This is a genomic window from Pseudomonas sp. NFACC39-1, assembly GCF_900110355.1.
Classification (GTDB): domain Bacteria; phylum Pseudomonadota; class Gammaproteobacteria; order Pseudomonadales; family Pseudomonadaceae; genus Aquipseudomonas; species Aquipseudomonas tehranensis.
Genome location: NZ_FODL01000006.1, coordinates 143,955 through 158,232, shown reverse-complemented (window position 1 = coordinate 158,232; position 14,278 = coordinate 143,955). Strand labels below are relative to the sequence as shown.

General features: G+C 59.9%; 16 protein-coding genes. 7 read left to right on the top strand and 9 right to left on the bottom strand.

What is annotated here, in order from left to right; all coding sequences use genetic code 11:
* Positions 1-80: 80 nt before the first annotated feature.
* The 3 genes from BMY45_RS14895 (at position 81) to BMY45_RS14885 (ending at position 3,623) form a co-directional block, all read left to right on the top strand.
* Positions 81-1,103 (top strand): ABC transporter permease, encoded by a 1,023-nt coding sequence (locus tag BMY45_RS14895; RefSeq protein ID WP_047230207.1) that lies wholly within the window; start codon positions 81-83, stop codon positions 1,101-1,103.
* Between the two features lie 326 nt (positions 1,104-1,429).
* Positions 1,430-1,834 (top strand): TraR/DksA family transcriptional regulator, encoded by a 405-nt coding sequence (locus tag BMY45_RS14890; RefSeq protein WP_003202859.1) that lies wholly within the window; start codon positions 1,430-1,432, stop codon positions 1,832-1,834.
* 178 nt (positions 1,835-2,012) lie between these two features.
* Positions 2,013-3,623: a methyl-accepting chemotaxis protein gene (locus tag BMY45_RS14885; protein WP_092399340.1), complete on the top strand. Its 1,611-nt coding sequence runs from the start codon at positions 2,013-2,015 to the stop codon at positions 3,621-3,623.
* Positions 3,624-3,824: 201 nt separating this feature from the next.
* Here the strand turns inward: BMY45_RS14885 and BMY45_RS14880 are convergent, their stop codons facing one another.
* From BMY45_RS14880 to BMY45_RS14870, 3 genes are all read right to left on the bottom strand, one after another.
* Entirely contained in the window at positions 3,825-4,061 is a 237-nt protein-coding gene (locus BMY45_RS14880) for a DUF2789 family protein (RefSeq protein WP_092398847.1), read from the bottom strand.
* Between the two features lie 87 nt (positions 4,062-4,148).
* A complete protein-coding gene (locus BMY45_RS14875; RefSeq protein ID WP_092398845.1) occupies positions 4,149-4,379 on the bottom strand; it encodes a hypothetical protein in 231 nt (76 codons plus the stop codon).
* Between the two features lie 133 nt (positions 4,380-4,512).
* The gene (locus tag BMY45_RS14870; RefSeq protein ID WP_092398843.1) at positions 4,513-4,749 is read right to left on the bottom strand and encodes a hypothetical protein; all 237 of its coding nucleotides are present in this window, start codon (positions 4,747-4,749) and stop codon (positions 4,513-4,515) included.
* Positions 4,750-5,176: 427 nt separating this feature from the next.
* Here BMY45_RS14870 and BMY45_RS14865 point away from each other — a divergent pair, with 427 nt between their 5' ends.
* From BMY45_RS14865 to BMY45_RS14855, 3 genes are all read left to right on the top strand, one after another.
* Positions 5,177-5,626, top strand: coding sequence for a hypothetical protein (locus BMY45_RS14865; RefSeq protein WP_092398841.1), 450 nt, complete (start codon positions 5,177-5,179; stop codon positions 5,624-5,626).
* 191 nt (positions 5,627-5,817) lie between these two features.
* Positions 5,818-6,828: an ABC transporter substrate-binding protein gene (locus tag BMY45_RS14860; RefSeq protein ID WP_092398839.1), complete on the top strand. Its 1,011-nt coding sequence runs from the start codon at positions 5,818-5,820 to the stop codon at positions 6,826-6,828.
* A gap of 126 nt (positions 6,829-6,954) precedes the next feature.
* Entirely contained in the window at positions 6,955-7,392 is a 438-nt protein-coding gene (locus BMY45_RS14855) for a DUF3995 domain-containing protein (protein WP_092398837.1), read from the top strand.
* Positions 7,393-7,415: 23 nt separating this feature from the next.
* Here BMY45_RS14855 and BMY45_RS14850 read toward each other — a convergent pair whose 3' ends face one another.
* The 3 genes from BMY45_RS14850 to gcvA all read right to left on the bottom strand — a co-directional run bounded on the left by BMY45_RS14850 (position 7,416) and on the right by gcvA (position 9,670).
* The gene (locus BMY45_RS14850) at positions 7,416-7,736 is read right to left on the bottom strand and encodes an isochorismate lyase (protein ID WP_092398835.1); all 321 of its coding nucleotides are present in this window, start codon (positions 7,734-7,736) and stop codon (positions 7,416-7,418) included.
* Between the two features lie 229 nt (positions 7,737-7,965).
* The gene (locus BMY45_RS14845) at positions 7,966-8,247 is read right to left on the bottom strand and encodes a fructose-bisphosphate aldolase (protein WP_092398833.1); all 282 of its coding nucleotides are present in this window, start codon (positions 8,245-8,247) and stop codon (positions 7,966-7,968) included.
* Positions 8,248-8,767: 520 nt separating this feature from the next.
* Positions 8,768-9,670 (bottom strand): transcriptional regulator GcvA, encoded by a 903-nt coding sequence (gene gcvA, locus BMY45_RS14840; RefSeq protein ID WP_092398831.1) that lies wholly within the window; start codon positions 9,668-9,670, stop codon positions 8,768-8,770.
* 107 nt (positions 9,671-9,777) lie between these two features.
* On the opposite strand from gcvA, the gene BMY45_RS14835 reads away from it, so the two are divergent.
* Positions 9,778-10,386 carry a LysE family translocator gene (locus BMY45_RS14835; protein WP_092398829.1) on the top strand — a complete coding sequence of 203 codons (609 nt, stop codon included), beginning with the start codon at positions 9,778-9,780 and terminating at the stop codon, positions 10,384-10,386.
* Between the two features lie 10 nt (positions 10,387-10,396).
* Here the strand turns inward: BMY45_RS14835 and BMY45_RS14830 are convergent, their stop codons facing one another.
* The 3 genes from BMY45_RS14830 to xylF all read right to left on the bottom strand — a co-directional run bounded on the left by BMY45_RS14830 (position 10,397) and on the right by xylF (position 14,274).
* The gene (locus BMY45_RS14830; RefSeq protein WP_092398827.1) at positions 10,397-11,533 is read right to left on the bottom strand and encodes a sugar ABC transporter permease; all 1,137 of its coding nucleotides are present in this window, start codon (positions 11,531-11,533) and stop codon (positions 10,397-10,399) included.
* Complete coding sequence (gene xylG, locus BMY45_RS14825) at positions 11,534-13,090, bottom strand: D-xylose ABC transporter ATP-binding protein (protein ID WP_092398825.1); 1,557 nt, start codon at positions 13,088-13,090, stop codon at positions 11,534-11,536.
* Positions 13,091-13,272: 182 nt separating this feature from the next.
* A complete protein-coding gene (gene xylF, locus BMY45_RS14820; RefSeq protein ID WP_092398823.1) occupies positions 13,273-14,274 on the bottom strand; it encodes a D-xylose ABC transporter substrate-binding protein in 1,002 nt (333 codons plus the stop codon).
* Positions 14,275-14,278 lie beyond the last annotated feature (4 nt).

The following is a 14,278-nucleotide window of genomic DNA, read 5'->3' as shown; positions in this document are numbered from 1 at the left end:
GCAGCCTCGTTGCACTCGACAGCTCCTACAGAACCCAGCGCGAGCTGTGCCCTCGCCACAGATAAAAAAGGTGAATGGTTATGAACGCGATACTGGAAAACAAACCCGCGGCCGCCCCGGCCAGGACACGGCGGCGGCTGCCGACGGAACTGAGTATCTTCCTGGTGCTGATCGGCATCGGCCTGGTGTTCGAAGTGTTTGGCTGGATCATGCGTGACCAGAGTTTCCTAATGAACTCCCAGCGCCTGGTGCTGATGATCCTGCAAGTGTCGATCATCGGTCTGCTGGCCATCGGTGTGACCCAGGTGATCATCACTACCGGTATCGACCTGTCCTCCGGCTCGGTGCTGGCGTTGTCGGCGATGATCGCCGCCAGCCTGGCCCAAACGTCGGATTTCACCCGGGCGGTGTTTCCCTCCCTGACTGACTTGCCCGTATGGATACCGGTGGTGGCGGGGTTGGGGGTAGGGTTGTTGGCCGGAGCGATCAACGGCAGCATCATCGCCATCACGGGTATCCCACCCTTTATTGCCACCCTCGGCATGATGGTCTCGGCCCGTGGCCTGGCGCGCTACTACACCGAAGGCCAACCGGTGAGCATGTTGTCCGATTCCTATACCGCCATCGGCCATGGCGCCATGCCGGTGATCATTTTCCTGGTGGTGGCGGTGATCTTCCACATCGCCTTGCGCTACACCAAGTACGGCAAGTACACCTACGCCATCGGCGGCAACATGCAGGCGGCCCGCACCTCGGGCATCAATGTCAAACGCCATCTGGTGATCGTCTATAGCATCGCCGGGCTGCTGGCGGGGCTGGCCGGGGTGGTGGCTTCGGCGCGGGCCGCCACGGGGCAGGCCGGCATGGGCATGTCCTATGAGCTGGACGCGATTGCGGCGGCCGTGATCGGCGGCACCAGCCTGGCCGGTGGGGTGGGGCGCATCACCGGAACGGTGATCGGCGCGCTGATCCTCGGGGTCATGGCCAGTGGTTTCACCTTTGTCGGCGTGGATGCCTACATCCAGGACATCATCAAGGGCTTGATCATTGTGGTGGCGGTGGTCATCGACCAATACCGCAACAAGCGCAAACTTAAACGCTGAAGGGCCTTTCGCTGCGACAAAGCGCCACGCCTGACCCGCGTGGCGTTGCCATTTGTCTTCTTGATACAGCTATTGAATCGAATTTCTTGTTATAAACGCACTCCGATGACTGCCAAAAGCCTGTCAGAGAACATTTAGAAGGGTTGTCGGACATTTTCCCTATGTTTTCAGTTGCTGAGGCTTCGACTCGGCCTTAGACTGCCGCCCCTCGTAAATTGAGTGCCGGGTGGCGCTTGGAATAGACGGCGCCTTCCCGATGAGCGTGGCAGCGCGCTGCGGGACGCTTCATAATTCGCCTTAATGCACGTTTTTTTATAGAGAAATCAATGACAAAGGAAAAGTTGCTGGCCATGCCGGCGGATGACTACATGAATGCCGAGCAGCTGGCTTTCTTCACCAAGCTGTTGCAGAACATGAAAGTGGAAACCCACGAGCGCATCGAACAGAACCGAATCGCCATTGAGAGCCTGGATACCCCGGCTGACCCGGCGGACGCTGCTTCCGTGGAAGAAGAGCGGACCTGGCTGGTCAACGCCATCGATCGCGACCAACGCATGCTGCCTCAGCTGGAGCAGGCCCTGGACCGTATCAACGACGACAGCTTCGGCTGGTGTGATGACAGCGGCGAGCCGATCGGCCTCAAGCGCCTGCTGATCAGCCCGACCACCAAGTACTGTATCGAGGCTCAGGAACGTCACGAACAGATCGACAAGCACCAGCGTCAGGCCTGATTCGCGTTTCAGAAAAGATCGCAGCTTCCTTCCGGACGCTGCGATCTTTTTGCTTTCGGCTGCGCCTGTTCGCCTACTTGCGTTGACCCTCGACAAAAACACGACTAATGGACCATGGATAATGGCTCCGTAGTGGCGTTTAATGCGGGTATAACAACGAGAAATGTGGGTGATTGATATGGCGACAGACGGTTCCCTGGCGAGGGCGGTGCCAGCTTCGGTGCCTGTGACCAGCAACACGGCGCGCTGGCTGACGCCGACTTTGCAGAGTCTTGCGCTGACTTTGCTGCTGTGCGGCATGACCCTGGGTGGTTTGTCGTTGTATCTGGGCCTGCCCCTGGCGATGCTCATTGTCTGGCTACCGCGCCTGCGCTCGCGTCTGGCCGCCGCGCCTCCTGAACTGGCCGCTGCGGACACATTGGCCGAGCTGACCCGTGATCTGTCCTACACCACCAGCCATAACGCGTTATCAGCAGCCGGCGTCGCCTATTCGGTCAAGCAACTGGCTGGCAAGGTTCAGTCGCAGCTCGATGCGGCGGCGCAAATCGTCGGCAATGCCGAATCGATGATCGCCACTGAGCAGGCCACCTCACAACTCAGCCAGCAGGCCCTGAGCGCTGCCAGTGAGGCCCATCGCAGTAGCGTTGCCGGGCGCAGCGAACTGGTGGAGTCCATCAGCCGGATGCACCAGCTCAGCCAGCGCGCGAACGACAGCCGCGAGTTGATCGAGGCGCTGAGCGTGCGCAGCGATGAAATCCAGCGGGTCAGCCTGGTGATTCAGTCGATCGCCAGCCAGACCAACCTTTTGGCACTCAACGCGGCCATCGAAGCCGCACGGGCCGGTGAGCATGGTCGTGGCTTCGCGGTGGTGGCGGACGAGGTCCGTGGGCTGGCCGGGCGTACGGCCGCGGCAACCGGCGAGGTCGGGGTGATGGTTGCGGACATCCAGCAGCGCACCGCCCAAGTGGTGGAGCAGATCCGCCAACTGGCCAGCGACCTGGACAGTGGCGTGCAGCAAGTCGAGCACACCGGTCAGCATTTGGAAAACATAGCCCGGCTGGCGGCCGGCGTCGAAACCCAGGTCAGCGCCATCGCCCAAGGCACCGACACCAACCGCGAACAACTCGACAGCCTGTTTCACGCCATCGAACAGATGCGCAGCGACCTGTCCATCAGCGATCAGCAGACCCAGCGCCTGGCTCAAGCGGCCGTGCAAATGGAAGGCCAGGCTGAAACCATCAGCGAACGCCTGGCCGAGGTCGGCCTGGACGATTATCACCAGCGGGTCTACGACCTGGCGCGCGAAGGGGCGAGCCAGATCGCGGCCCAGTTCGAGGCAGACATCGACCAGGGCCGTGTCAGCCTGGAGGACCTGTTCGACCGCAGCTACCAGCCGATCCCCAATACTCAGCCCGCCAAGTTCCAGACCCGTTTCGACCGCTACACCGATCAGGTCCTGCCGGCCATCCAGGAACCTTTGCTCGCCCGGCACGAGGGCCTGGTATTCGCCATTGCCTGTACCCAGGAAGGTTATGTACCGACCCACAACAACGTCTTCAGCCAACCCCTGACCGGCGATCCGCAGGTGGACACGGTAAACAATCGCACTAAACGCAAATTCTCCGATCGCACCGGGATTCGTTGCGGTAGCCACCAGCAGCCTGTGCTGTTGCAGACCTACACGCGCGATACGGGTGAGCTGATGCATGACCTTTCAGTGCCGATCATGCTCAAGGGGCGCCATTGGGGTGGCTTGCGGCTAGGCTATAAACCCGAGAAACCGCGCTAGGCTTGATACGGTAAAAAAACGGTGGCGGTGGCGCTTGATCACGCCGTAGGAGCTGTCGAGCGAAGCGAGGCTGCGATCTTTTGATCTTTTGATCTTTCACTTGGGACTCAATTGAGCTCGGAAAGATCGCAGCCTCGCTTCGCTCGACAGCTCCTACGGAAACGAGCGGGAGCAAGCATCCTCGCCACGGGGTTTGACGGGTTATTTACCGTCGTGCAAACGGACATTCAACTGATCCACCAGCACCGCCTCCTCGCCGTCGGCGAGCAGCCATTCCCGGAGCAGGTCTTTCTGTTGCTCCGACCAGAAGTCGGCCTCCACCAGTTTGATCTCCGGGTCCAGCGGATGCGCCATGATGAAGTCATCGATGGCTTTGCCATCCGATGGCAGGCCTAGTTGATCGAACAGGGTTCTGAGCTCGTGCGAGGGCTGTTCCATGGGGTTCTCCTTTGGGCGGGCGCCGTCATGGCGCCTCGATTGCTTCCCTTTATCTGAGGCAAACGCCGGTCAGGAGTTCGATTGGCTTCAGGCTTTCAACGCGCCTTCATCCACCGCCAGTTTCAGGGCTTTTGCCGCTGCCCGCGCGGCTTCGGCGGCGATCTCGGAGGTTTTGAACCAGCGATCCTTTTCCACCTGATGACATGTGATGGTGGTCAAGGGGGGCTTGGCGCGCATCACGATGACGGCCTGGAATTCGCCTTCGACCTCTCTGGCCTCGCCCCGGATGAAAAACTCGCCAATATCAAATTCCGTCACGTCGCGCCTTTCCTTCACAAGTCATTAGTATGAGTGCGCGATCGTCAATGGGGGACGGTCTTCGCTGGGCGGGCAGTATGGCAGCAGTTGCCTGTCGCGGCTGAGTTAAGTGATGGGCGTGTCGTATCTCAGGTCAAACGCTTCGTTCCAGACGCCTGGCCAGGTAACAGGCCTCGTTATGATCGGTACGGAAACCTCTTACACGGCCAGTCGAGGTTTCTTCAATATGGAAAAAGCACTTGCCGGCCAGAACCACCCGATAACGCGGTTGAAACAAAGAAACCGGCAGGTAATGCACTTCGTCAAACCCGTCAGGCTTGTCAGCGATGCAAGGGGTGAGGGGGTGGGTCAGGGTTGTGAAAGTGGCCATGTGAATTCCTTTTCTATGGTTTACCGACGAATTGCCGAGTGTTTTGAGTAGTCTCCACGCCTGCGGCTGCTCTAGAATCGGCAGCACCGTGTGGGGGCTGTGCCTATCTAAAGCAATTTTTTTTGGCCTCGATGTCAGAAAAATGCTTTTCTAAGTGAGAAATTTCCCTAAAGTTAGTAGTCCCACCTTTTCCGATGCTCAGAGTGGCGTTTTCCTTCAGCCTCTGACGACCCCGCGGGAAAGACGGCGAGAGCGGCAATCCTTTAGTCTTCTCTCGCCCCGGGGCAGGGCACGCCGTTCACTTCGAATTTTCAGTTACAGGTCCACTGCGACACACAGTCGGCACGGGTTCTCGTGGTCCGTCCTTTTCAGAGGGCGGGCCGTTTACAAAGATGGGGATGTTTCCTTGGCAGTAAGTAATCTCGACATGCATGCGTTATTCGTACTTGGTGATCTGCGGGCAAAACTGGTCAAGCAGTTCCAGTCGCGCTTCGTCTACATCACCGAGCAAACCGCCGAAGGTATTTATGTTGCCGAAATCGACACCGAATCGGCCTTGGTGGTCGATGACAAGCCCAGGCTTGAACTCAAAGTCGGTGATCATTTTCGTGCAGCGGTATTGCCCAGCCGTGAAGGTGGCAAGTTTGAACTCCGCTTTCGCGATATCAAGCTGACGGTCTATGGCCTTGGCGATTACGCCTTCGTGACCACCCCCGGTGGCCACGCGATCCTGTTCAAGGAAGGGCACAGCGTGCTGACGGTTTTCGCCGCCAACGAGCAGTTGCACGAGGGCCTGACCAAGACCCTAAAGGCGGTGACCGCCAAAGCCGCCAAGTGGCGCAAAGGTGAACTCGTCACCTTCAAGGCCAGCGAGTGATGTGTACCTCGTCAGCTCGACGGATGTGATAGGCGGGCTGACACAGCGTTCGGGTTTTGCGCTCTGCTAACAGTTTTCACCCGGTCTGCGTGGAACCTCGGCTACAGTCAGTTGACTGAATTAATCAGAGGCTTGCGTCCGGTTACGCAGGACCGTTGAGCTATTGCTGTGTCTGGTACGAGGTGCAACGCATGAAACGAGTTCGACAGTGGTTGGCTGCCTGGGCCACCTGTGCGGTGATGGTTTCGCCACTCCCGGCATCGGCCGCGCAGGCGCCGATCCATTTTGCCGACCTGAACTGGGAAAGCGGGAGCCTGATCACCGATATCCTGCGCGTCATCGTTGAGAAGGGCTATGGGCTGCAGACCGACACCTTGCCGGGCACCACCATTACCCTGGAAACGGCGCTGGCCAATAACGACATCCAGGTGATCGGGGAAGAGTGGGCCGGTCGCAGTCCCGTATGGGTCAAGGCCGAGGCTGAAGGCAAGGTGGTCGCCTTGGGCGATACGGTCAAGGGCGCAACCGAAGGCTGGTGGGTCCCGGAGTATGTGATCAAGGGCGACCCGGCCAAGGGCATCAAACCCCTGGCCCCGGATTTGCGCAGCGTCGAAGACCTGGCGCGCTACAAACATGTCTTCAAAGACCCGGAAAGCCCCAGCAAGGGTCGCTTCCTCAACAGCCCCATCGGCTGGACCTCCGAAGTGGTCAACAAGCAGAAACTCAAGGCTTATGGGCTGTCCGACAGCTATGTGAATTTCCGCAGTGGTTCGGGCGCGGCGCTGGATGCGGAGATCAGCTCGTCGATCCGCCGGGGCAAGCCGATCCTGTTTTACTACTGGTCGCCGACGCCGCTGCTGGGACGTTTCAAGCTGGTGCAGTTGCAAGAACCCCCGTTCGATGCCGAGGCCTGGAAAACCCTGACCGATGCCGACAACCCCAACCCCAAGCCAACCCGCTCCCTGGCCTCGAAGCTGTCGATTGGCGTCTCCGCGCCGTTTCAAAAGCAACACCCGGAGATTGCTGAGTTCTTCAGTAAAGTCGACCTGCCCATCGAGTCGTTGAACAAAGCCCTGGCCGACATGAGCGAAAAGCACACACCGCCGCGCGAAGCCGCCGAGGCGTTCCTCAAGGCCCATCCACAGGTCTGGCAGGCCTGGGTGCCCAAGGAGGTCGCCGACAAAGTCGCTGCCGGTCTGTAGCGTGCCAGATTGAACTCTTGATCTTGAGCAATGCGTCAATCGCCGAAAACCAGCAGTCTGCGCCCGTGCGGCGAAATGCCGAATTCGAGCTAGGATGATTGTTCAACCTTTCAAGGAGGCTGGCGAATGACGCTGTTAGTGGCTCGGTCGCTGGTCGCAATATTTGCGACCATCAGCTTGATTCATTTGTATTGGGCCCTGGGCGGGCGATGGGCGGCCCTGGCGGTCGTGCCTCAGGTTCCGGCGAGGCAAGGAGAAACGTTGCGCCCGGCGTTCAACCCATCGGGTTGGCTGACACTGCTGGTGGCCCTCGGGCTGCTGCTGATTGCAGTTCTGGTGTGCCTGCGGGTCGGCTTGCTGGCACCGCCCGTCACCCATCGAGCGTTGCAATGGCTGATCAGCGCGATCGCCTTGCTGATGTTCGCCCGCGCCATTGGCGAATCGAACCTGGTGGGTTTCTTCAAGGAGGTCAAGGGTTCGATGTTCGCCAAGCTCGACACATGGGTTTATTCACCGTTATGTGTCGTGCTTGGGGCCGGCCTGTTGACGGTGGCCTGGGCCTGAGCGTAATACGCTTGTCGTGGCGATCAGGTCCCGGATTGTTGAGCCGTCCAGTGTTTCATCTCTTCGGCGATAAAGTGATTCACCAGGTCGCTGTACATTTTCTCGATCGCATCCGGGCTAAGGCCTTCAGCCTCGGCCCACTGGCGCCGGGTCGCCAGCATGGCCTGAAAGCGCTCGGGAGCACGCACCGACGTGGCCGAGGTCTTGAATTTCGACGCCGCCAGCACGTATTGAAAACGCCTGCCCAACAGCTGGATAACGGTCTGGTCGAGGGCGTCGATTTCGCGGCGGATGTCTTCCATATTCGCGCAATCGCAGGGTTGTAGCTGATTGTGCACTTCCATGCAGTCACTCCTTGTTGAGACAGAATCGGCCCAAGCCGAGCCGATCTTCGATAGGACAGGAAACTCCCTGTGCAAGCAAGGTCCCGTCGCCATGGGGTTGAACTAAGCGTCTCCGGAGGATACTCACATCTTTGTGGCGAGGGGATTTATCCCCGCTCGACTGCGCAGCAGTCGCCAGCCGACCGGCGCGCTGCGGCGTTTCGCTAAATCCCCTCGCCACAACAGTTGTTCAGCCTTCGAGCCCGCGCTGTTCGATCACGCCAAACACATCCACCACGTCCTGCACCAGAATCCGGGCGACGTTGGTGAGGGTGTTTATATCACTCGTCGCCGAATCGCGCAGGCTGGAGCAGGCCACCAGCGTCAGATAATCGAGCGTGGCGTGCAGGCGTTCGCTGGCGCAGGCATGGAGCTCGGGCAATGGAGCGTGGGTGTCGATCAGCAGGACGGGGTGGGTGGTGGCGGTTTGGGTGAAAGGGGTGAAGCGGCTGGATGGTTGATTCGTTGTCATAAGGTTGCACTCATTTGATAGAAAGAATCGCCACCTTTTTTGCTGCGAATCAAATGGGTGGCAGTTGCGCGAGGGTTCGCAGACCGAGGAACCAATCCAAAACTCGGCAGACCCGAAAGTCTCCCGCGCGCAACCGCCATAAAATGAAAGCGGGCAAGTTTGCCTGAATTTCATTTGACGGTATCTAGATTTGTTCACTCGGGCTGCGAAACCCCATCACCGGCCAAAGCCAGCAACGAACCCAACTATAGAAGTCGATCCCGGCACCCACAACCAACCTGTAGGACGCACGCTCCCCCCTGTGGCGAGGGAGCTTGCTCCCGCTCGGTGGCGCAGCCGCCGTAAAACCTGGGCACGCGGTGTACCTGGCGAAACGAGGTGTCTGGTTTGGGGCCGCTTCGCAGCCCAGCGGGAGCAAGCTCCCTCGCCACGGGGGGTAAATTCCTACGAGGTTTTCAGACCGCTAGTGCCGATGTCACTCGGCGTTTTAGAGGGAATCCCATTCCTGTGACGAGGGGATTTATTCGTGTCGAGCGGCTGCTGGCTGCTGAGTCTGAGAAAACATCCACTCAACAAAAAACTGCGTTTCAGCCACCGCATCCCGAGAAACGCCGTAATAGTAGCGGGTCAACGGCAGGCGCAAGGACGGCAGTGGACAGACCAGGCGCCCGGTCAACAGGTCTTTGCCCAGCAGCGACGTCGGACACAAGGCCACGCCCAGGCCGTCGACGGCAGCTTGCAGCACCAAATGCATGTGATCGAACTGCAGGGTTGGCGGGGTGCCCCATCGTTTGATGCCCACGTGCTTTGCCCACGTCTGCCAGTCGCTGCTACGGGTTCTGCCTGACAACAGTTTGTGCCGGGCCAGGTCGTGGACGCTGTCCAGCGGCTCACATTGCAGCAGCGATGGAGCGGCGACCAGCAGCAGGTCATCCTCCAGCAATACCTGGGGTTGGATTGCTGGCGGCCAGCCGGAATATCCGCGGCGTATGACCACGTCAAACGTTTCTCCCGATGGATCCGGCGGCTGCGTGCGGGTGAGCACTTGAGGCTTGATGTCCGGATGGAGCGCCATGAACTCAGGCAACCGTGGTATCAGCCAGCGCACCGCGAAGGACGGGCGCACGTTGATGGTCACCTTGCGTTGGGCGGCACTTCGGGTCAGGGCGGTCGCGGCGTTGGCGATCTGTGTCAGTGCCTCGCTAACCTGTTCGTAAAAGACCTTGCCCTGCGGCGTGAGCACAGACTGCCGGGTTCGGCGCTCGAACAGCTGCGCGCCCAAGCGTTCTTCAAGCAGCTTGATGTGCCGGCTGACGGCACTGTGACTGACGTGCAGTTCTTCGGCTGCGCGACTGAAACTCTGGTGGCGAGCGGCAGCGGCGAAGGCACGGACGGCGTTCAACGGGGGGAGGTCGGCAATCATGCGTCTAATTTAGTCACATCAGCGGTGCAATTAAAGCGTTTGTCAGCGTCGCACTGCCACGCCAATCTGCAGGCCGGATCAATGCGCCTTTCAACGTGGAGTGATTAATGGCCAGTTACGGACTTTTTCTGGTTCTGGCAACCCTGACGGTGCTCAGCCCTGGCCCAGGCGTGGTGCTGACGATTTCCAATGCCTTGCGCCATGGCTGGAGCGGTTCGTTGCCGGGCATTGTCGGGATCGCCTCAGGCGCGTTTATCGTGGCGGGCATTTGCGCCAGTAGCCTGGGCTTGATCCTGGCCGCCTCGGCGACAGCTTTCACGGTGCTCAAATACATCGGCGCGCTGTACCTGTTGTACCTGGGAATCAAGATGTGGCGTACCCAGCGTTTTATTCCCGAACTCAAAGCCACGTCGCCGCGTCCTTGGCGGCGTTTTATCGAAGCGTTGTCAATCCAGCTGCTCAACCCCAAGGCAGGTTTCTTCTTCCTGGCTGTCTTTCCCCAGTTCATCAAGCCGGCGGCTGACTACTGCAGCCAGTTCTTCTTGCTGGTGTCGTCTTACAGTTTGCTCGTTGTAGTGGTGCATTCCGGGTATGCCCTGGTGGCCCAAGCCGCAAGAGGCTGGCTCTCCACGAACAAGGGCGCCAGGATTGTCGGCAAGCTGTCGGGCATCACGTTCCTGGGCTTTGGCGTGCTGATGGCTTCTGCCAGCAAGTGACGCATACAGATCAACGCCGCCCCGTGCGCGTACTCACATCCACCCACACCGCCAGCACCAGAATGCTGCCCTTGACGATCATCTGCCAATAACTGTCGACGTCGAGCATGGACATGCCGTTGTCCAGGCTGGTGATCACCAGCGCGCCGAGGAGGGCGCCGTAGACGGTGCCGGAGCCGCCGCGCATGGAGGTGCCGCCGATGAAGCAGGCGGCGATGGCGTCGAGTTCACCCATGCTGCCGGCCGAGGGTGAGCCTGCGGCCAGGCGCGCGGTGTTGACCACGCCGGCGAGGGCGCACATCACGCCCATGATGCCGAAGATCCACAGCTTCACCGCCTGCACGTTGATCCCCGACAGGCGCGTGGCTTCCATGTTGCTGCCCACCGAGTAGACCCGCCGGCCGAACACCGTCTGGCTGGTGACGTAGCTGAACACACCGAGCAGAATCAGCAGAAGCAACACCGGCACCGGGATGCCGTCGTAGCTGTTGAGGGTATAGACGAACCCGGCCAGTACCGCGCCGATCAGCACCACGCGCAATACATCACGCACCAGGGAGTGGGCCGCCAGACCATGCAGGGCGCGATTGCGCCGCTGTTTCCAGGTCAGGAACAGGGTCAAGGCAAACAGCAGTACGCCCAGGCCCGTGCCGACGGAGTGCGGCAGATAACCCTGACCGATGTAGACCAGCTCCGGTGATACCGGGGCGATGGTGGTGCCGTCGGTAATCCCCAGCAGAATGCCGCGAAAGGCGAGCATGCCGCCCAGGCCGACAATGAATGACGGGATGCGCAGATAAGCCGTCATGTAGCCGTTGCCCAGACCGATCATCAAACCACACAAGGCCACCAGGCTCAGGTTCGCCAGCAGCGGGATGTGATAGATCACGTCGAGAATCGCCGCCAGGCCTCCGAGCAATCCAAGCAGTGAACCCACCGACAGATCGATCTCGCCGCTGATGATCACCAGCACCATGCCGCAGGCCAGGATCCCGGTGATGGACATCTGCCGCAGCAGGTTGGAGAGGTTGCGCGGGGTCAAGAACCCGCCCTCGGTCTGCCAACTGAAAAACAGCCAGATCACCGCCACGGCGATCACCAGCGCGAGCATTTTGTAGCGGCTGAAGAGTTGCTTGACCTGATTCATCTACGCGGACTTCCGATCATTATTGTTATGGTCTTCGGGGTGGCTGAGGGCGGCGGCGAGCACCTGCTCCTGGGTGAGTTCGTGGTTGATGAAATCGCCGCGCAATTGGCCTTCGCCGATCACCAGCACGCGGTCGGACACCCCCAGCACTTCGGCCAGCTCCGAGGACACCATGATGATCGACACGCCTTCGGCGGCCAGCGCGCCCATCAGCTTGTAGATCTCGTACTTGGCTCCGACGTCCACGCCACGGGTCGGCTCATCGAGAATCAGCACGCGCGGTTGGGTCAGCAGCATCTTGGCCAGGACGGCTTTTTGCTGGTTGCCGCCGGAGAGGCTGGTGATCGGCAGGAACGGGCTCGCGGTCTTGAGGTGCATGCGCGAGATTTCCCGGTCGATGCTGCCCAACTCCGCTTCGGTGTCGATGCGGGTCATCTTCGAGTAGTTGTCCAGCACTGCCAGGGTGATGTTCTGGCCCACCCCCAGGTCGGGAATGATGCCTTGGCGCTTGCGGTCTTCAGGCACCATGCACAGGCCAGCGCGGATTGACTTGAGGGGCGTGCGCGTGTCGATCGGTTGGCCGTTGAGCCAGACCTCACCTTCATGGCGGCCGGGGTAGGCACCGAACAGCGCCGACACCAGTTCCGTGCGGCCTGCGCCGACCAGCCCGGCGATGCCGAGGATTTCCCCGCGCTTGAGCACGAACGAAATGTCGTCGACCCGTTTGCGCTTGGGGTTGTCGACGTCGTAGCAAGTGATATGGCGCGCCTCGAAAATCACCTCGCCGATGTCATGGGGTTCGGTGGGGTAGAGGTTGCTCATTTCTCGTCCGACCATCTGGGTGATGATCTGCGGGATGTCCATGTCGGTCATGGCGGTGGTGGCGATGTGTTTGCCGTCGCGGATCACCGAAATGGTGTCGCACACGGCGGCCACTTCATCGAGTTTGTGAGAGATGTAGACGCAGGCGACGCCCTTGGCCTTGAGGTCGCGGATGATGTCCAGCAGCACCTCGATTTCCGAACGGGTCAGGGCCGAGGAGGGCTCATCGAGGATCAGCAGGCGCGCCTGTTTGTTCAGCGCCTTGGCGATCTCCACCAGTTGTTGGTAACCCCCGCCGTATTGTGAAACCGGTAGCGAAACGTTCATGTCCGGCACTTTGAGTTCACGCATCAGGGCCTCGGCACGGTGGATCATTGCCGGGTAGTTCATGCGTCCGCCGGGCAGTGTCAGCTCGTGGCCCATGAAGATGTTTTCCGCCACCGACAGGTCGGGGACCAGGGTCAGTTCCTGATGAATGATGACGATCCCGACGGCTTCTGTTTCGCTGATGGACTGCGCCTTGAGTGGCTGGCCGTCCCAGACAATTTCACCGTCCCAGGTGCCGTACGGGTAGACCGCCGACAGGACTTTCATCAGCGTGGATTTACCGGCGCCGTTCTCACCGCACAGGCCGACGCATTCACCCGGCTTGACCTTGATGTCGATGCCATTGAGGGCTTTGACACCGCCAAAGGTTTTGACGATGCCGTTCATTTGCAGCAGGTAGTCGGACATGGCGAGGGCTCATGTAAAAAGGGCTCACACATCAGCAGGTCAGGATGGGGGCCAGCCTCACCCTAATGCCTGAGTCAGGCAAAGTTCCTGTGGGAGCGGGCTTGCTCGCGAAAGCGGTGCATCAGCCTGCACTGATGGTGACTGACCCACCGCATTCGCGAGCAAGCCCGCTCCTACAGAAATCACTGCCCGGCGATCTGCGCCTTGGTATAGAACCCGTCTTTCTCCAGCAGGTCGATGTTGTCCTTGGTCAACGGGGTCGGGGTGAGCAGGATGGTGTCGACTTTCTTGCTGCCATTGTCGTATTGCGAGGTGTAGGTGGGTTTCTCGTTGCGCGCCAGTTGCACCGAGAGCTTGGCCGCTTCGGTGGCGATCAGTTTCAGCGGCTTGTAGACGGTCATGGTCTGGGTGCCATCGATCACCCGCTTGACCGCCGCCAGGTCCGCGTCCTGGCCCGAGATCGGCACCTTGCCGGCCATTTTCTGCGCGGCCAGGGCCTGGATGGCGCCGCCTGCGGTGGCGTCGTTGGAGGCGACGATGCCATCGATTTTGTTGTCGTTACGGGTCAGGGCGTTCTCAACGATGCTCAAGGCTTCGGTGGGGTTCCATTCCTTGACCCACTGCTGCCCGACAATCTTGATATCGCCCTTGTCGATGGCCGGTTGCAGCACTTTCATCTGGCCTTCGCGCAGGACCTTGGCGTTGTTGTCCGTGGGCGCGCCGCCGAGCAAAAAGTAGTTGCCCTTGGGCGCCGCTTTCAACACGCCGCTGGCCTGCATCTCGCCGACTTTTTCGTTATCGAAGGAAATGTAGGCGTCGATGTCGGCATTGAGGATCAGTCGGTCATAGGACACCACCTTGATCCCGGCCTTCTTGGCTTCGGCCACGGCATTGGTCAACACGGTGGCATTGAACGGTACGATGACGATCACATCGACGCCACGGGAGATGAGATTTTCGATCTGGGAAATCTGTTTCTGCTCGTTGGCATCGGCCGACTGGACGAAGACTTTGGCGTCCATTTTTTCCGCCGCCGCGACGAAATAGTCACGGTCCCGCGACCAGCGTTCCAGGCGCAGATCATCGATGGAGAAACCGATTTTCGGGTGGGTAGCGTCGGCCATGACCGGAAGCGAGAGCAGGGCCAAGGCGCTGGCGAGCAGCGTGAGTTTCAGTTTTTTCATGGTG